Source organism: Collinsella sp. AM09-41 (genome assembly GCF_003473245.1).
In the GTDB taxonomy this organism is placed as follows: domain Bacteria; phylum Actinomycetota; class Coriobacteriia; order Coriobacteriales; family Coriobacteriaceae; genus Collinsella.
The window spans coordinates 1-17331 of sequence record NZ_QRMJ01000010.1 but is presented as its reverse complement, the minus strand read 5'-3'; the positions used below and the strand labels follow the sequence as shown (position 1 = coordinate 17331).

13 protein-coding genes are annotated in these 17331 nt (G+C 57.1%); 9 read left to right on the top strand and 4 right to left on the bottom strand.

Features of this window, described 5'->3' with window-relative positions; all coding sequences use genetic code 11:
• Positions 1-499 precede the first annotated feature (499 nt).
• From DW112_RS09120 to DW112_RS09100, 5 genes are all read left to right on the top strand, one after another.
• Positions 500-1420 carry an ABC transporter ATP-binding protein gene (locus DW112_RS09120; protein ID WP_035137759.1) on the top strand — a complete coding sequence of 307 codons (921 nt, stop codon included), beginning with the start codon at positions 500-502 and terminating at the stop codon, positions 1418-1420.
• On the top strand, positions 1420-2238 hold the full coding sequence (locus tag DW112_RS09115; protein WP_117564851.1) for a hypothetical protein: 819 nt from the start codon (positions 1420-1422) through the stop codon (positions 2236-2238). Before DW112_RS09120 ends, DW112_RS09115 begins: the two co-directional genes overlap by 1 nt.
• Positions 2235-3023, top strand: a complete 789-nt coding sequence (locus DW112_RS09110; protein WP_035137757.1) for a hypothetical protein — start codon at positions 2235-2237, stop codon at positions 3021-3023. Before DW112_RS09115 ends, DW112_RS09110 begins: the two co-directional genes overlap by 4 nt.
• A gap of 120 nt (positions 3024-3143) precedes the next feature.
• The gene (locus tag DW112_RS09105) at positions 3144-4388 is read left to right on the top strand and encodes a radical SAM protein (RefSeq protein ID WP_117636050.1); all 1245 of its coding nucleotides are present in this window, start codon (positions 3144-3146) and stop codon (positions 4386-4388) included.
• Complete coding sequence (locus DW112_RS09100; RefSeq protein WP_084591801.1) at positions 4372-6006, top strand: ABC transporter ATP-binding protein; 1635 nt, start codon at positions 4372-4374, stop codon at positions 6004-6006. The genes DW112_RS09105 and DW112_RS09100 overlap by 17 nt, the downstream gene beginning before the upstream one ends.
• Positions 6007-6904: 898 nt before the next feature.
• On the opposite strand, the gene DW112_RS09090 is transcribed toward DW112_RS09100, so the two are convergent.
• Both DW112_RS09090 and DW112_RS09085 read right to left on the bottom strand, forming a co-directional pair.
• Positions 6905-7423, bottom strand: coding sequence for a hypothetical protein (locus DW112_RS09090; protein ID WP_124786586.1), 519 nt, complete (start codon positions 7421-7423; stop codon positions 6905-6907).
• Between the two features lie 142 nt (positions 7424-7565).
• A complete protein-coding gene (locus DW112_RS09085) occupies positions 7566-8852 on the bottom strand; it encodes an ATP-binding protein (RefSeq protein WP_117584252.1) in 1287 nt (428 codons plus the stop codon).
• A gap of 305 nt (positions 8853-9157) precedes the next feature.
• On the opposite strand from DW112_RS09085, the gene DW112_RS09960 reads away from it, so the two are divergent.
• Positions 9158-9376 (top strand): transposase, encoded by a 219-nt coding sequence (locus tag DW112_RS09960; RefSeq protein WP_117584253.1) that lies wholly within the window; start codon positions 9158-9160, stop codon positions 9374-9376.
• Positions 9377-9520: 144 nt separating this feature from the next.
• Here the strand turns inward: DW112_RS09960 and galE are convergent, their stop codons facing one another.
• Complete coding sequence (gene galE / locus DW112_RS09075; protein WP_006235870.1) at positions 9521-10582, bottom strand: UDP-glucose 4-epimerase GalE; 1062 nt, start codon at positions 10580-10582, stop codon at positions 9521-9523.
• A gap of 266 nt (positions 10583-10848) precedes the next feature.
• Between galE and DW112_RS09070 the strand changes: the two genes are divergently transcribed.
• On the top strand, positions 10849-12054 hold the full coding sequence (locus DW112_RS09070) for a hypothetical protein (RefSeq protein ID WP_118328821.1): 1206 nt from the start codon (positions 10849-10851) through the stop codon (positions 12052-12054).
• A gap of 281 nt (positions 12055-12335) precedes the next feature.
• Here the strand turns inward: DW112_RS09070 and murB are convergent, their stop codons facing one another.
• Positions 12336-13298, bottom strand: a complete 963-nt coding sequence (gene murB, locus DW112_RS09065; protein ID WP_118328820.1) for a UDP-N-acetylmuramate dehydrogenase — start codon at positions 13296-13298, stop codon at positions 12336-12338.
• Positions 13299-13481: 183 nt separating this feature from the next.
• Here murB and DW112_RS09060 point away from each other — a divergent pair, with 183 nt between their 5' ends.
• Positions 13482-14510, top strand: a complete 1029-nt coding sequence (locus tag DW112_RS09060; RefSeq protein ID WP_118328819.1) for a LacI family DNA-binding transcriptional regulator — start codon at positions 13482-13484, stop codon at positions 14508-14510.
• 204 nt (positions 14511-14714) lie between these two features.
• Positions 14715-17243, top strand: a complete 2529-nt coding sequence (locus DW112_RS09055) for a phosphoketolase (RefSeq protein WP_118328818.1) — start codon at positions 14715-14717, stop codon at positions 17241-17243.
• Positions 17244-17331 lie beyond the last annotated feature (88 nt).

Below are 17331 nucleotides of genomic sequence, written 5' to 3'. Positions count from 1 at the left end.
CGTGAAAACAACGGTTTTCACGGGCTGTTCATTCAACGTCCTGCAGTGGCCTGTATTTCTCGCCGCGTCACTGGGGAACGAGAGAGTCATTTCCTGTGCTGGATGCAGGGGGGTGCTTACCTTGTGTAATATATTAATAAGCTTATATTGAAATATGATACATATCGAATTAGAATAACATTATCAATTCGGTATGCAAGGAAAGGAGGGAGAGATGGATTGGATTAACGAGCCGTCAGCCGGGGCTGAGCCCATGTGCAGCAATTGCTTCTTTTACGCGCACGGCAGCTGCAGCACCAAGTGTTCTTCACAGGAGTGCACTATCCGCTTTTAGCGGATAGTGCACGCCGTACGGCGTGCACAGACTGTTCAAAGATATTTTGGCCAGCAGCGCCTGAGGGGCGATGTGGCATTGCAATATGGGGGGCGAACCGACGTTACCTATAACCCCGCACAATTGCCATGTCGTCCCTTTTTATTGACGGGGAGGATGTCGTCCATGCGGGAAGTCCCAGTTGAATTGCGTGCCATATCCAAGAGATATGGCGGGTTTGAAGCGGTTAAATCAGTCTCGTTCTCTTTAATGGAAGGCGAGCTGTGTGCACTCATTGGGGAGAATGGTGCCGGCAAGAGCACGTTAATTCGATTGATCACGGGGCTTTCGGAGCCATCGTCAGGAACGATCTCGATGTTTGGGCAAACCGGGAGACGTGAAATACGGAGCTGCAGGGAAAGGCTGGGTTATATGCCCGACCTCAATGCTTCGTATCCTAATCTGACCGCGCGAGACAACTTGGTCGTTCGCTGTATTGAGTGGGGGCTTCCCACCGATCGTTCCATCGACGGTGTGTTATCAACCGTCGGTTTGGGGGAGGCCGGCGGGAAGAAAGTGAAGAACTTCTCAATGGGAATGAGGAGGCGTCTCGATCTGGCCATAGCGTTGCTGGGCGATCCGGAGCTGTTGATCCTGGACGAGCCGACAAACGGCCTGGATCCGATGGGGATAGTCGAAGTAAGAAAAATCCTTACGCATCTTAACAAAGATCAAGGTAAAACGATTCTCGTATCCAGCCACAATCTTGAGGAGATGCACAAGCTGGCAACTGATTACCTCTTCATAAGTCATGGTCGCCTCATTCGAAGGATGACCGCACCTCAGCTGGAAAAGTCATGCCGCGGTGGTTTCGTGTTGCATGTGGACGATCTGGAGCGAACGAGATCGGTTCTCGGAGATGAGACCTCACATTCTTTTCTGCCGGACGGCAGCGTCCTTATGCGCTATGAGGAGAAAAAGGAAGGGCGGGGCATTGCAATCGAAGCGCTCTCGACCGCAGGTGTGAGGGTTGCGGAGGCGTATTCTCATAGGAAGAGCCTTGAGGAGTTTTATTCGGAGCTCATCGGTCGAGAGAGCGAGCTGTGATGAAACGCGAGTTCATCTCAGCTTTTCGGAGCGAGGTATGGTTGCTCGCCAGGCACCCGGCGACCGCTCTGATGATTGCGCTTGCGGCTGTGCTGTATGTGGTTGCGGCTGCGACTTCGTCTGAGGTGCTGATCATGGTCGCCGGTGATGACCCGTATACGCTTGGAGGGGCTATAGGTTTTATTGGAAACCTAGTGGATGCAGGGGACGTTTTGGGCTCTGTTGCCCGGACGTCTTTTGCGTCTACAGTGGTCTGGATTCCGGTGACGATTCTCTACGCGGTTTACGCTACGTCGAGAGACTTTGAATCCGTGGCTTACGCCGTATCGAGATCGCGAGGGGTGTCGCAGGCGGCGATTGTGATCACGAAGCTGTTGGTGAACTGCACTCTGGTCGGTGCCGTGTATCTTCTTTCTACGACTGCGCTGTATTTAACCAAGATGGCCCAATGGGACGTTGGGGCCTCGTGCTCAGGGTTTGCCCAATTTGTATCGATTGCGCTGATGATCGCGCTGCTGCTCATTTCGATGTACGCCGCTACCTTCGCCCTGTATTTGCTCACGAGGAGTGTGGTGGCGAGCAGCGTCGTTGCAATAGCGGTTTCGACATTTGTGATGGTGTGGTTCCCAAGTACATACGGAAGCGGTCAGCCCAGCTTGCTGCTCATGCTCTCGCCCGTGTATTACCTGATGAACCTATGTTCCCTGAGTATGCAGAATGTTGGTGTAATTCAGGTTTTGCTGTATGCGGGCGGCACTGTGCTTGTGTCGGTTGGAGTTGCGCTCGTCTCGCTATTTGTAAGGACGGCGGTTCGATGAATCTTGGGATGTCGGTCAGGGCGGAACTGTTCCGCGCAAGGAGAATGAAACTCGCCGTGATAATAGCGCTGATGTATTTGGGCATCGCGGGGATTTATGTGTTTGCCGGGTCCGGCGCATGGGTCTCCGCAGGGGGAGAGGGCCAGTTCTTTGGCTTTTCCGCCGATCCGGGCTATCTTTTCTCGATAGGGGTTGGGCCAACGGGTATCTCTTCCTGGCTAAGTGTCGTCTCCATGGCGCATACGGTGTTCTTCCCAATCGTCTCTGTTGTTGTGGCGGGGACGCTATTCGGTGATGCGACGAGCGTGTCGGCAAGGGGAGTTTCGATTGCTCGGGGCTTCCGCAGCTGGCAGCTGTTTGCGGCAAAGACATTGGCTTGCGAAGTGTATACGCTGTGCCCCTACATCGTGTTTACTCTCGGTGTCGCTGCGGTCTTTGCCGTGTGCTCCGGAAGCGGTCTAGACAGCCTTACGGTTGGTAATGTGACCTCGGCACTCCTGTCGAATATCGTTATAGACGCCGCTTATACGCTGATGGTTGCGGTTGCATATGAGGTGTTCAGGATCAGATCTCTTGTGTCGGGAGCCTTGCTGGTCGCAACGTTCGCGGGCCTTGTTATCGCGATGAGTTTCCCAACCGTTTTACCCCCGGTTCACATGGCTTATTGGATGAGGGCGTGCGGGGCTGCCGGCGGGACGGTCCTGATGGCTGCATGCGGCCATGCGGTCATCGTGTCGCTCGCATGTCTATTGCTGCTTTCGTGCAGTTTTTATCGAAGAAGGTAGTGCGCTGGCGTATGCGCAGCGTCTGAGGGTCGATATGGATTTGGTTGGAAATGGAGATGGTGCGAAGTGAAACTGTCGCAATTTAATGTGGTGCATGAACATAACGGAAGTCTTCTTATCATGAATGCGCGAACCGGCGGCATCCTGTCGTTAAATCCGGAATACGCGCAGAAATTCAAAAGGATTCAAGAAGGGGACGTTCGGGATGCCGATGATCTTGTCGCGGAGCTGATAAGGGGAGGCATCCTAGTCAATGAGGAGAGGGACGAGCTTGGGGAGATCAGGTTGCAAAGTCGCGCCGCGCGCTTTGCGAATACTGCTCTGTCCCTTACCATTGCGCCAACGATGGCTTGCAACTTTTGCTGTCCCTACTGCTATGAAAAGGGACAGGCGTACACGACGATGGGCGAGGAGGTTTTGACACAGCTCTCCAAGTTCGTGAAAGATTACTATCCTGGTATCGCAAGTCTCTCAGTTGGATGGTACGGCGGCGAGCCTCTGCTCGGAATGAAGATGATCGAACGGATTACGTCGGATCTGAAAGATGTCGTGGGGCCAACGTGTGAATATTCCGCATCGATAGTGACAAATGGCTATCTGCTGACGCCTGATGTTGCAAGGAGGCTCGCGGCATGTGGTGTGACGAGCGCGCAAGTGACTATAGATGGATCGAAGTCGGATCACGATTCGAGAAGGATTCTTCACGACGGAAGCCCTACATACGAACGTATTCTCAAGAACGTCAAAGAGTGTGCCGACATCATCGATATTTCGATAAGGAGCAACGTCGACAAGACCAACATCGAGGCCGCTCAAGAGCTATTGGATTATCTCGAGCTAAATGGCCTGATGAATAAGGTTCACTTCTATTTAGCCCCTGTTGACGATATCAATCAGGTATGTGCGAACGACAGCCACTGCTTTACTGTAAAAGAGTTCTCGTATGAGGAGACTGAGTTTTATAAAAGGGCAATTGCGCGGGGCTTCAAAGTTCAACCTTTTGGTGGGACGAATTTCGGGATATGTTGCGCCGTTGGAATCAACTCGTACGTGGTTGATCCCGTCGGAGATTTGTATAAGTGCTGGGATGACATTGGAATGAAGGAGCGGAGGGTCGGAACTATTTTCGAGCCGCCAATGTTGAGCAAGAACATGATTAACTGGATGGCATATGAGCCGGATGACCCGGAATGCCAAGAGTGCTTTGCTTTTCCCATGTGCATGGGAGGGTGCCCCAACCACGCCTTAAACGGTGAGGGGAAACGTTGCGTTTCCTTCCGGTATGATGCCGAGCAAAAAATGCTGCTCTCCCAGATGATGAATACGGCAAAACGGGGTGCGGGGCAAAATGAGGCTGATGCTTAATCTCTGTAGAAAATATATACTGGGCGGTCGATTCTACGCCTATCTTGTCGTAACAGTTTTGGTCGGGCTGCTTGCGCTTGCGGGTCCCTTTCTTACCGGCATAGTGGTAAACCGATTGGCGATGCCGGCCAGCGCCGATCTTGCCGCCGTTCTCGTTTGTTGCCTTATTTTGGTTGCGGTCCAAGCGGTTCGAGCGGGACTAGTGTATTGCTCAGAGATGCTGTACATCAACCTTCAGTCGCATGCGGGGTTCGGCTTAAATGCGGATACGCTTGAGCACGTGAAGCACCTTCCCCAGGCATTCTTCGAGGGCTTCAACGCGTCGTATTATAACCAGCAAATCAATCACGACGCTAATGACCTTGTCATCTTCGTAATCAACTCGGTTGTGGGGGTTTCAAGCAACGTTATCACCCTTTTGTCCGCCCTGTTTGTTCTCGGTAGCCTGAATATCAAGTTGAGTGTGGTCTGCCTTGTTCTTGCGGCAGCGAGTGCCGCTTTTTATGCGGTTTCACGCGCAAGGCTGTTTGAGAGAAGTTTTGACGTACAAGAGCAGAGCGCGAGGTTTTTTTCCTGTCTACAAGATCAGTTGGAGAAAGTTGATTTCATCCGCAAACATGCTTTGTTCGATAGGTCCCGCGCTGTACTGGTCGAAGCTTTTAATGGGCTCTATCCAACGATGAGAGCAAATCAGGAAGTAGGGTCTAGATTTACCTTTGGCAACGCGTTGGTCGCTTCCGCCGCTCAAGGATGTCTTCTTGCTGTGGGCGCGGTTGAAGTGATGGGCGGGAGACTGTTGCCTGGTTTTCTCGTGACTGCTGTTGGATATTATTCGAACTTAAGCTCAGCGGTACAGTATTTGTTGGGCTGGGGAAGGGATTACCAGACTAATCGCGTATGCTATGAGCGGCTGAAAAGAATTTGGGATGTCCCGGTGGAAGCGAATGGCAAATTGGCGCTTGGTCCGATTGAGGAAATCCGTCTAGAGAACATCAAGCTACGTTATCCAGGGGCGGAAAGGGTCGCGTTAAGCATTGAGGGGCTCGCGTTTTCCAGGGGTCGGCTATATGGAATCTCGGGGCCGAATGGTTCGGGGAAGAGCTCGCTGCTGTCAGTGATATTGGGGCTATATCCAGATGACACAGAAGGGGCCGTTCGCTACAACGGGGTGTCACAGCGTTGCATCGATCGATATGCATTGCGGCGGTGTCGAGTCAGCATTACGGAGCAAGAACCCCCTATCGTTGAGGGGACGATTCTCGATAATCTTACGCTGCTTTCTGATGATTACGAGATGGATAAGCTGAATCGGATGCTTGTCATATTGGGGCTAGACGAAATGGTTGCTTCTGTGGAGAACGGGGCAACGGCGATGCTTGACGGCGGGAAAGGAGGGGTGTCCGGCGGCGAGAAGCAAAAGATTGCAATTGTGAGACAGCTGTTGAAATCGCCGGACGTTATGCTTTTTGATGAACCGACCTCAGCACTTGATGCGAAGAGTCGAGGCGCGCTGATCAAATTGCTTCATGAAATTAAGAGAGACCATATTGTAATCGTTGTCACTCATGACGAGGAGATGCTTGCCGCCTGTGACGAGGTCATTTCGACGGCTGGATGATTATCGGATTGTGGCGTTGAAGACCAAGAAACTTGAAATGGCGTGGGCTCTGGGTAGGTCTCCACGGGTACGCCGTCGGTGCTGTACTCGACCGCCCGGCAAGAAGGTTTTATAGCGTGTTTCCCCAGAGAGGTCCCTTTGTCCGGTAGTGGCGAGGGGAGCCTCTCTTTTGCTCACCTCTTGCGGCGGAGGGGGACACCATGCGCCTATGCAGGACAAACTGCGCGTTCTTGTCGAATGATGGGCTATGTGTAGAGATGATGGTCTCGGGTAGAGGCCGTGTCGCGCTCGGCTGCGATGAGCCAGGCAATTCAATCTTCATCCGGGAGGGCCTTGGCAAGACAAGCAGGGCGAAGACCTTGGCGACGTTCGGGAGCCGTGTGGCGCCCGGCTCCACGCTCATCCACGACATGGAGCCGGGCGCCACACGGCTCCCGTCAACAATCTGTCACTGAAGAGCCAGCACTACAACGCGAAGCTGCTCAAGGGCGTTCCCGACGGCCAGAACCCGCTGGGGCCCGTGAACCGGATGCGCTACTTCATGCAGTGCTTCCTGAGGGCTCATCCCGGCTCCAACCGGGACGACATGCGGGGCTGTGGCTATGAGTCCGCCCGAGGACAAGCTTGAGAAGGTCGCGATGGTGCTCGATCGGGCAATGCGATACCCGAAAACGCTCAGGTTCAGGCAGTTCTATGCAAGAAAGCCCAGTTCAGATGAGTTCGACGAGCAATATTTATCAACACAGTGCAAGGGGGGGATTATATTTGTATTTCATCCGTGTTGAGCTTCACACGGTGCGCGACTCATCGCAAACTGGCGGGCGCAGCGGAAAGAAAACCGACTGCAGACGAACGATCGATATCGGGAGCAAATAGCCACCGGATGCTTTTCGGTCTCCTACGCGTCGACCTCCGCGATTTCTTCTGCGTCTCGCCAAGTTGAAAGGAGCGATGTCGAAAACTCCTTTTCGGTTAGCGTCAAGACATCCTTCACGCAAAAACCTTTCAATTTGTCAGGAAGCCCAAAACGCGCTTTTTTCCTAATCGAGCTGGCAACCCGCTTCAACGCGGTCTTGTTCTTGTCCTCGTTGTATACCAAAACAAAGACGCAGTGCTCGCGAAACCATCTCGTCCTCTTTCCCCACAGGTCCGAGCAGATCAAAACGCTGTCCTTGCACTTCTCGATGAGGGCGTCCCTTTGGCCAAGATTGATACCAAGCTCTTCGTCATCCTTGGGATTGAGCCTCTTCCCCAGCGTCTCCTTCAGACTGCCGTTTTTAAATTCGACTAGATATAACGTTTCCCGATCGCAATACAGCGCATCGGCGGAGCGCGGGAGTTGCATCCACCTATTGACCTTCTTGCAGTAGCATTCTTTAACAGAGTCAAAATTGACAACAGGCAAATCGTCATCCACAAGAGAGACGCTCCCGTCTCTGGATGTTTTGGAGATGGTCGACGTGCAGTCCCTTAGGATACAGGTCCTGCAACGGGAGCAACCATCGCTGCCATCTGGCACCGCGGGAGAGTTCGGATGAGGGCAGGAGGCGCACAGGTCGCTACTCAAGGCCGTACTCCTCCCTCTCAAGCGTATCAAAAGGAGCCGCCAGCTTCTCGTAGGCGACCTCAGTCGAGCCGGTTATATCGGCAAAGCGAGAGCGTCCATCAGTGCAGGTCTCCGCAAGATAATATGAGCACAATCCATCAACAGCGTGCTTCTTAGAATACACTTCGATCGCATTCAGGAAATATGGACTATGGGTGCTCATTAAGACGTGCATCCCGAGCTCTTTCTGGAGCAGCACGATTATCTCGGCGAAGGCCAGCTGCCATGCAGGATGAAGATGAATCTCGGGTTCATCGAGGATAATAGTCCCTCCGGCATCTAGCGCGCCGGACTTCAAGAGCACCTTCATGATGGCGAACGTCTTCAAGCCAGCAGAAAGGTTCCCAGGCTCCAACCCCCGAGCGAAGCCCTCTTCGAGATACGTAAGGTGACCGCGACTTTCGCTCCTCTCGAAATGCCCCGGACATAAGGAGGAAACCTTGTCCATGAGAACCTTCAGGTGTCGCTCCTTCGCGATCTCTTCGAACAGCGAGGACTCGCTGTCATCGTTACGGATGGTCGCCTGAATCAAATCTTGCCGCAGCTCCTCCTGGTGTCCAAGGAGGGGCTTGAACCGAAAAGCGGGGCCGTAGGGTCCTCCGAGAGAATCGATCAGGAACGGGTCGTCCAGATAATGCGCCCTGAATCGCAAAACCCTCCTATCGTGCACCTCCGCCACCTCGTCACTTGCAACCGAGAAAACCGTAGATGCGTCCTTTATCTGGAGTTCGACCTTCCCGGGCTCTTCGCCGAAAACCGAATTGATCTGGCCGTTGAACTCGCTTCGGAACCTGTTTGTCGCAATCGCACGAAATACCTCATCATCGGAGATATCCATGATCTCGATAATCTGATCGGCAACTCCTGCTACGCCATTCGTGAAATCGGATTCGATCTCACGGGAGATCTCCTCCCCGTAATACTCCTTTATCTCATCAATAAGCTCGTCCCTCGTGCACTCGCCCGAAAAAACCCTGTCGATGAAACTATTCATTCTTCCAGCAGTTCGCCTGTGGCGAGACGTGGAGTCGAGAGGGCTTCCCACATATGCCTTCCTGATGGCGCGCTCAACACTATTGCGCCTCATGCGGTCGATTTTGTTCTCCGAATCGGACATGCTGTTGAAGGCCGCATAAAGCGCTTTTCCAACCGTGCTTTTCCCCGTCCCGTTCTCCCCGGCGATCACGGCAATACCATTAATCTCGATATCGGCCTCAGCGACCCTGCCGATGTTTTTCATCTTGATTTTCAATGCATATCACCAGCTCTAAACTCGCGAGACTCAATAGCTCGATTATCGCACAGAGAGATCGACTTCTCGAGGACTCCCTAAATGGAACGCGCGGTGAGGACATGGCTCGCCGCCGTCCGCTTCGCGTTCGCGCGGGGGAAGGTGACGACCAGGGACCTCTCCGGGCTCATCGAGAGGAGCGCCAGATTCTCCTCGTCCATTTGAACTGTATCGTATTCAAGGACACTTGACTTAGAGGAATGGCGTTGAGCGGCGATAATCGTTTCAGCGCCAAAAAGAAAGGAGTGTCAGTCATGGCAGACGGGCCCTCCTACACAGCGGGGTACCGCGCCGAGGCCGCAGACTTCGCCGCCGCGTCGGGGAAGCCCATCGCCCAAGTGGCAGCCGACCTCGGCATCAACGAGAAGACCCTGGGAAGATGGGTGACGGTCAGGAAGAAGGAGCTGACCAACCACCCGGTCGCGGCGGCCGCAAGTGCATGCGCGAGCTCGAGCTCGAGAACGAGTTCCTAAAAAGCCCCGACCTCACATTGGAGGCCGGGGCCAGTAGATTTTTGGGACATGTCTAGAAATCTACCCATGCAGGAAGCGGCATGTGCCGAGCATGTCGCGTGCTAGGTTTTGAGGCATGCCACAAAACCTAGCACGGGGGAGTGGCTACTCGGCGTCGGCGAAGCCGTTGGGGTTATGGCTCTGCCAATTCCAGCTGTCGCGGCACATGTCCGCGATGTCGTACTGGGCCTTCCAGCCCATCATGCGTTCGGCCTTGGAGGCATCGCACCAGTTGGCGGCGATATCGCCGGCACGGCGCTCGCGAATCACGTAGGGCAGCTCCTTGCCGCAGGCCTTGGAGAAGGCGGCGACGACCTCGAGTACCGAGGTGCCGGTGCCGGTGCCCAGGTTAAAGATCTCGACGCCGGTCTTGCCGTTCATCCAGTTGAGGGCGGCAACGTGACCGGATGCCAGGTCGCACACGTGGATGTAGTCGCGCACGCCGGTGCCGTCGGGGGTGGGGTAGTCGTTGCCAAAGACCTGAACGGCCTCGAGCTTACCGACGGCGACCTGGGCGACGTAGGGCACCAGGTTGTTGGGGATGCCCTTGGGGTCCTCGCCGATCAGGCCCGACGGATGGGCACCGATGGGATTGAAATAACGGAGCAGCACGACGTCCCACTCGGGGTCGGCGGTGTGGACGTCCATGAGGATCTGCTCAATCATCCACTTGGTCCAACCATAGGGGTTGGTCGCGGGCTTCTTGGGGTCTTCCTCGGTGACGGGCGGATTGTCCGGATCGCCGTAGACGGTCGAAGAGCTCGAGAAGATGATGGACTTACAGCCGTGGTTGCGCATGACATCGATGAGCACCAGGGTGTTCTCGATATTGTTGTGGTAGTACTCGACGGGCTTGCTCACCGACTCGCCAACGGCCTTAAAGCCGGCGAAGTGGATGACGCGGTCGATCTGGTGGGTATCGAAGATCTTGTTCATCGCATCGCGGTCGAGCACGTTGGCCTCGTAGAAGGTGAGGTTCTTGGCGGCCTCGTCGCCCACGATGGTCTTGACGCGGTCGACGGCGACGGCGCTGGAGTTGGAGAGATCATCGACGATGACGACCTGGTAGCCACCCTCGAGCAGCTGAACGACGGTGTGCGAGCCGATAAAGCCGGCGCCACCGGTAACGAGGACGCAGGTGTCTTTGGGGTCGAGTGCTTTGGACATGTAGTCTCCTATCGAATCAGGAACACTTCTAGAGGGGAGTATAGCGCAGGCGGGGACGCCCAAATGGTGCACTGTAGGAAAAGCAGAGGATTATGTTAACGTACTCATATAAGAGCTTGCTCAATTGTTACCTCAAATTTGACAATTGCTTACGAGCCGCCGACCTTGTAGTTTCCTGCCGTTCGTGGAAATCGTTGGGACGCGCCATATGTACGCTAATATGTATGAGTTGAGCGACATATAAATAAGCATGTAACGGAGTACATATGTCACCAAACAGCGATTCCATCCTTTCCCAGGAGCTCTCGCGCCGCACTGCCCTTAAGGCCCTGTTCGGCGCCGCTTCTGCGGCTGTTCTTTTTGGCCTGCCCGCCCGCGCCCATGCGGCTGAGGCCAGTCAAGAAACCACCGACAAACTGAATGCCGCCCAGGCCCAGCTCGACGAGGTCCAGGCTCAGCTCGACAGCATTGCCAATGAGTACGCGGCGCTCGCCAACAAGAATGCCCAGACCCTCAACGACATCGAGAATGTCCAGGGCAAGATTGACGACACGCAGGCCCAGATCGATGAAAAGAAGGCCGAGCTCAAGAAGAAGCGCAACGACCTTTCCGATCGCGTGGCCGCCAGCTACAAGTCCGGCGGTACGAACATCCTGTCGCTGCTGCTGGCCTCTGGCTCGTTTGAGGAACTCGTCGCCAACGCGCATTACGTTGAGAAGATCAACAAGAGCGACCGCGATGCCATCGAGGATATCCAGACGATTCAGGCTGAGCTCGACGCGCAGAAGACCGAGCTCGAAGCACAAAAGGCCAACCTGGAGAAACTCAAGGACCAGCAGACGGCTCAGATGCAGGATATGCAGGCCAAGCAGCAAGAAGTCCAGACCGTGCTGAACGGTCTTTCCGACGACGTCAAGGAGCTCATGGCTCAGCGCGATTCCGAGATTCTCGCTGCCGCCCAGGCCGAGGAGGCCGCTAGGAAGGCCGCCGCTGCCGCGGCCGCCGCGAACAAGAACAATTCCTACTCGGGTGGTTCGAGCTCGGGCGGTGGATCGTATGCGCCCGGAACTCCGCAGCAGAATGCCGGCTCGGGCAAGCAGCAGGCCGTCGTCAACGCGTGCTACTCCACGCCTTCGCCGGGTCAGAACTGGTGCGCGGCGTGGGTTACCAATGTCTTCCGCAATGCCGGCGTGGGCTATTTTGGCGGCAACGCGTGTGACATGTTCAACGCCTGGTGCTATAGCTCCGACCGCTCGGCGCTGCAGGTGGGCATGATCATGGCCGATTCCTCGCACAGCGGCACGGGTGCTCCGGGCCTTATCTACGGTCATGTGGGTATCTACGTTGGCGGCGGCATCGTTATGAGCAACGAGGGCGCCATTACGTCTAAGTCGCTTGATTCGTTTATCTCGTTCTACGGTACGGGCTCTGGCGTGCGTTGGGGCTGGCTCGGCGGCGTGGTGCTGTCGTAACTGCGGTTTGAAGTAAGTTGGTCCGTGGCTGCCCGAAAGGCATTAGGTTGCCTGCTCGGACAGTCCTAGACTGGTTGGGCCCCGCGCCCGCAATATATTTGATTGCCTGCTCGGGCAGTCCTGCGCAAGACGAAGGCCACATTAAGTGGCCTTCTTTGCGTGCGGAACTCGCGATCAATCAAATATATTGCGGGCGCGGGGCCAACTCGGGTCCAGAGCCACAAACCATGGCGGTGTCTGATGTAAAGAAAGCGAAGGCCCCTTTCGGGGCCTTCTTTGTTTTAAAGGAATTCGCCGACTCGATGGACTTCGGGTTCTAGGTCTACTCCGAATTGGTCTTTGACTTTGGCTTGGATGTCGCGGATGAGTTCGTCGACGTCGGCTGCGGTGGCGTGGTCGGCGTTGACGATGAAGCCGCAGTGCTTTTCGCTCACCTGCGCGCCGCCGATGGCGTGTCCTCGCAGGCCGGCGTCCATGATGAGCTTGCCGGCAAAGTAGCCCTCGGGGCGCTTGAAGGTGGAGCCGGCGCTTGGCATGTCGAGCGGCTGCTTGTCCTCGCGGCGCTGGTGGTAGTCGTCCATGTCGGCATTGATCATCGCGGCGTTGCCCGGGGCGAGGTTAAAAGTGGCCGAAAGCACGATGAAGCCGTCATCGGCAATGCGGCTCTTGCGATAGCCCAGGTGAAGCTCATCGACATCGAATTCGATGATGTTGCCGCTGCCGCGGGTGCCGTCGTCGAGCATGCGGGCGGGCTTGTAGACGCGCACAGACTCCAGCACATCGGCCATGCAGGCACCATAGGCACCGGCGTTCATGTAGCAGGCGCCGCCGACCGATCCGGGGATGCCCGAGATGGGCTCCATGCCGGTGAGGCCGGCCTCGGCTGCTGCCGCGGCGACATCGGAAAGCAGGGCGCCGGCTGCCGCCGTGACGTGCGTGCCGTCGACCGTAATGTCGGAGAGGCCCTCGCCCAGCGCCACGACGACGCCGCGGATGCCCTTGTCGCCGACGAGCAGGTCGGAACCGTTGCCCACGATGGTGAGCGGCAGATCGCAGCGATAGCAGGTGTCAAGCGTGGCAACGAGGCCCTGCTCGGTATCGGGCGTGACAAAGACATCGGCCGGGCCACCGATCTTAAACGTGGTGTGCTCGCGCATGGGCTCGCTCATCAGCACGTTGTCCTCGCCGGCAACGCCAGCGAGCGCGCACAGCAGGTCCTCGTTAAAAAAATCGTTCTCGTGCATACGAATATCCGCCTTTTGGTGGTCGTTGTCATCAATCGATTGCAATATACCCCACCCGGACGGATTTGGTGCGCTGGCGGCGATAAAACAGCCGTCCACCGGATTGGTAAAGTGTTTATCACCGAGGTAGAGGGGTAGTCGCTATACTTTCAAGAGATTGCGCGTAAACCCGGAAGGAGCGAGATGGCCAACAAAATCACCCTCAAGCAGATCGCCCAGGAGGTGGGGCTTTCCCCCTCGTCGGTCTCGCTTGTTCTCAATAATCGGCCCTGTCGCATCTCGGAAGAAAACCGCAAGCTCATCAAAGAGGTCGCGGCGCGCAACCACTATGTTCCCAACCAGATTGCGCGCAGCCTGGTCATGCGCGAGTCGCGCACGCTGGGCCTTATCGTCCCTAACATCGAGAGCCGCTTTTTTGCCTCGCTCGCCGGTAGCCTGGAAAAGCGCTGCCGCGAGGACGGCTATGCGCTCTTCATTACCAGCTCGGGCGGAAGCGCCGATGACGATCTGGAGCTGCTGCGCCAGCTGGTGACGCGCGGCGTTGATGGCGTCTTCCTGGTGGTGGGTGACGAGTTCTCCGATGATCGCGCCCTGCGCGAAGAAGTCAGCCACCTGCCCATCCCGGCCGTAATGGTCGACCGTGCCATTGAGGGGCTCGAGTGCGACAAGGTGATGTTCGACCACGAGATGGGCGGCTATATGGCCACCCGCTATCTGATCGAGCAAGGCCACCGCCGTATTGCCTGCCTGGTTAATGCCCGCCGTTCCAATACGGGTCGCAAGCGACTTGCCGGCTATGAGCGCGCGCTGCGCGAGGTTGGCCTGCCGATCGACGCGCGTTTGGAGTTTGAGAGCGAGTACTACATTCCGAGCGCATACGAGGCCTCGGAGGCAGTGCTCGCAACTGACGCCACTGCCGTGTTCGCAAGCTCAGATAACATTGCCCTCGGTTTGCTCAAGCGCTTACACGAGATGGGGAAGAGCATCCCGGGCGATATCTCGGTGGTGAGCTATGACAACTCGGCGGCCGACGTTCTCTTTGAGCCGGCGCTGACCGCGATTGAGCAGGACCCTGGTGTCCTTGCGGAGCATGCTTTTGGCTGCATGTCCAAGCGTCTTGCCGGTAGGGGCGGCAGGCGTGCCGAAGAGGTCGTTCTGGAGCCGGAGCTTATCGTTAAGGACAGCGTGCTCGAGCTTACTAAACACAACTAAACACGTTTACCAATTTGCAGAGACCGAATGTGGAGCACCTGTGACAATCAACGCCGCAGGTGAATGTCGCGTTTTGCTAATCGATGGGATTGATAAGGGTGGTAAAACGTTTTTTCACCATGATAAAACGTTTTAGCAAATATACTGGTCCCAACGAAAGGTTGCCGTATTGGAGGGTGACCGCACAGCGAAGGGACATAAACAATGGCTAAAACACTGGGGACGCCGTGGCAAAAGCTGGGCCACGAGGTGCCGGCTTCCGAGCTCGAGGGCGTCGACCTGTATTGGCGCGCATCGAACTATCTGTCCGTCGGTCAGATCTACCTTCGCTCTAACCCGCTAATGCGCCCCGACTTTGTCGGCGAGAAAACCGGTGAGGTGCGCGACTTCGGTCGTCCGGACGTTAAGCACCGCCTGGTTGGCCACTGGGGCACCACGCCCGGCATCAACTTCCTGTTCGGTCACGTCAATCGACTGATCGCCGACCACAACCAGAATGCTATCTTCTTGATGGGCCCTGGTCACGGTGGCCCTGCCGGCACCGCCCAGTCGCTGCTCGATGGCACCTACCGTGAGATCCGCCCCGACATCACCAACGACGAGGCTGGTCTGCAGAAGTTCTTCCGCCAGTTCTCTTATCCCGGCGGCATCCCGAGCCACTTTGCGCCCGAGACGCCCGGCTCCATCCACGAGGGCGGCGAGCTCGGCTACACGCTCAGCCACGCCTACGGCGCCGTCATGGACAACCCGAGCCTGCTGGCCGTGGCCGTGGTGGGCGACGGTGAGTCCGAGACCGGTCCGCTTGCCACCTCTTGGCAGTCCAACAAGCTCGTGAACCCGGCAACCGACGGCATCGTCCTGCCAATCCTGCACCTCAACGGCTACAAGATCGCCAACCCCACCATCCTCGCCCGCGTGTCCGACGAGGAGCTCACCAAGTTCTTTGAGGGCATGGGCTACAAGCCGCACTTCTTTGTCGCCGGCTTTGACGACGAGAGCCACGCGAGCATCCATGCGCGTTTCGCTGCCTTGTTTGAGCAGGTCTTTGACGAGATCTGCGACATCAAGGCCACCGCGCAGGCCCAGGCCGCCGCAGGCGAGACCGTGGCCCGCCCTGCCTACCCCATGATTGTGTTCCGTACTCCCAAGGGTTGGACCTGCCCCAAGCACATCGACGGCAAGAAGACCGAGGACTCCTGGCGCGCCCATCAGGTGCCGCTGGCGAGCGCCAAGGACACCCACGAGCATTTCCGCGTACTGCGCGAGTGGCTGCGCTCCTACAAGCCCGAGGAACTCTTTACGCCCGAGGGCCAGGTGCGCCCCGAGGTGACGGCCTTTATGCCGACCGGCGAGCTGCGCATTGGCGCCAACCCCAACGCGAACGGCGGCAAGGTCCGTCGCGAGCTCGAGCTGCCCGATATCCACGCCCATGAGATCCCCGTTGCCGAGAAGGGCCATGGCTGGGGCTCCACCGAGGCCGCCCGCGTCTTTGGCGAGTACACTGCCGATGTTCTGGCCAAGAACATGGACGATTTCCGCATCTTCGGTCCCGACGAGACCGCGTCCAACCGCCTGCAGGCTGCCTACAAGGTGACCAAGAAGCAGTGGGATGCCGGCTTCTATGAGGACGATGCCAACGATGAGCTGCTCGCCGGCTCCGGTAAGGTTGTCGAGCAGCTGTCCGAGCACCAGTGCGAGGGCTTCCTCGAGGCCTACGTGCTTACCGGCCGCTCCGGCGTGTGGAGCTCCTACGAGAGCTTTGTCCACGTGGTCGATTCCATGGTCAACCAGCACTGCAAGTGGCTCGAGGCCACCAAGCGCGAGATTCCGTGGCGTGCTCCCATTAGCGGCCTCAACATTTTGCTGTCGAGCCATGTCTGGCGTCAGGACCACAACGGCTTCTCGCACCAGGACCCCGGCTTTATCGACCTGCTGCTCAACAAGGCCAACGACACGCACATCGTGAATGCCTACTATCCGGCCGACGCCAACATGGCCCTTGCCGTTGCCGAGCGCGTCTACCAGTCCACCGACTGCGTCAACGCCATCTTCTGCGGCAAGCAGCCTGCTCCGACCTTCCAGACGGTCGACGAGGCCAAGGCGGAGCTCGCCGAGGGCGTTGCGACCTGGGAGTGGGCATCGACCGCCGATTCGCTCGCCGAGGCCGATGTCGTGGTCGCCACCTGCGGCGACGTGCCGACGCTCGAGGCTCTGGCTGCAACCGACATGCTGCGCGAGCTGGGCATCAAGGTATGGTTCGTCAACGTGGTCGATCTGCTCAAGATCCAGAACGTCTGCGAGAACGACCAGGCTCTCAGCGACGAGCGCTGGGCTGAGCTGTTCGGCTGCGGCGAGAAGCCCGTCCTCTTCGCGTTCCACGCTTATGCCGGCACGATTCGCCGTCTGATTTGGAACCGCCCCGGCCACGATGCCTTCCGCGTCCACGGCTACGAGGAGAAAGGCTCCACGACAACGCCGTTCGACATGCTGCGCCTGAACAACATGGACCGCTGGGCACTGGCCGCCGACGTGCTGCGCCTGGTCGACGCCGATAAGTTTGCGGAGCAGATTGATAAGTGGGAGGCATTCCGCACCGAGGCCTTCGAGTTCGCGTGCGATGAGGGCTACGATCACCCGGCCTTCACCGACTGGGTCTGGCCCGACGCCGCAGCCGCAACAGCAGCCGACGGCGCGCTCTCCGCAACGCAGCTTACTGCCGGCGACAACGAATAGCATCCGGGACGGTCTCGCGCTGGGGCCTTGCCCGGCTGGGCGGCCTTGCTCCGGGAAGTGGGCTTCGCGAACTTCCCGGAGCAAGGCC

Bases quoted from the DNA above. Each gene is read 5' to 3' on its own strand.
- DW112_RS09060 (WP_118328819.1), top strand. From the start codon at position 13,482: ATGGCCAACAAAATCACCCTCAAGCAGATCGCCCAGGAGGTGGGGCTT.
- DW112_RS09085 (WP_117584252.1), bottom strand. From the start codon at position 8,852: ATGAAAAACATCGGCAGGGTCGCTGAGGCCGATATCGAGATTAATGGT.
- DW112_RS09055 (WP_118328818.1), top strand. From the start codon at position 14,715: ATGGCTAAAACACTGGGGACGCCGTGGCAAAAGCTGGGCCACGAGGTG.
- DW112_RS09110 (WP_035137757.1), top strand. From the start codon at position 2,235: ATGAATCTTGGGATGTCGGTCAGGGCGGAACTGTTCCGCGCAAGGAGA.
- murB (WP_118328820.1), bottom strand. From the start codon at position 13,298: ATGCACGAGAACGATTTTTTTAACGAGGACCTGCTGTGCGCGCTCGCT.
- DW112_RS09105 (WP_117636050.1), top strand. From the start codon at position 3,144: ATGAATGCGCGAACCGGCGGCATCCTGTCGTTAAATCCGGAATACGCG.
- DW112_RS09960 (WP_117584253.1), top strand. From the start codon at position 9,158: ATGGCAGACGGGCCCTCCTACACAGCGGGGTACCGCGCCGAGGCCGCA.
- DW112_RS09070 (WP_118328821.1), top strand. From the start codon at position 10,849: ATGTCACCAAACAGCGATTCCATCCTTTCCCAGGAGCTCTCGCGCCGC.
- DW112_RS09120 (WP_035137759.1), top strand. From the start codon at position 500: ATGCGGGAAGTCCCAGTTGAATTGCGTGCCATATCCAAGAGATATGGC.
- DW112_RS09115 (WP_117564851.1), top strand. From the start codon at position 1,420: ATGAAACGCGAGTTCATCTCAGCTTTTCGGAGCGAGGTATGGTTGCTC.
- DW112_RS09100 (WP_084591801.1), top strand. From the start codon at position 4,372: ATGAGGCTGATGCTTAATCTCTGTAGAAAATATATACTGGGCGGTCGA.
- galE (WP_006235870.1), bottom strand. From the start codon at position 10,582: ATGTCCAAAGCACTCGACCCCAAAGACACCTGCGTCCTCGTTACCGGT.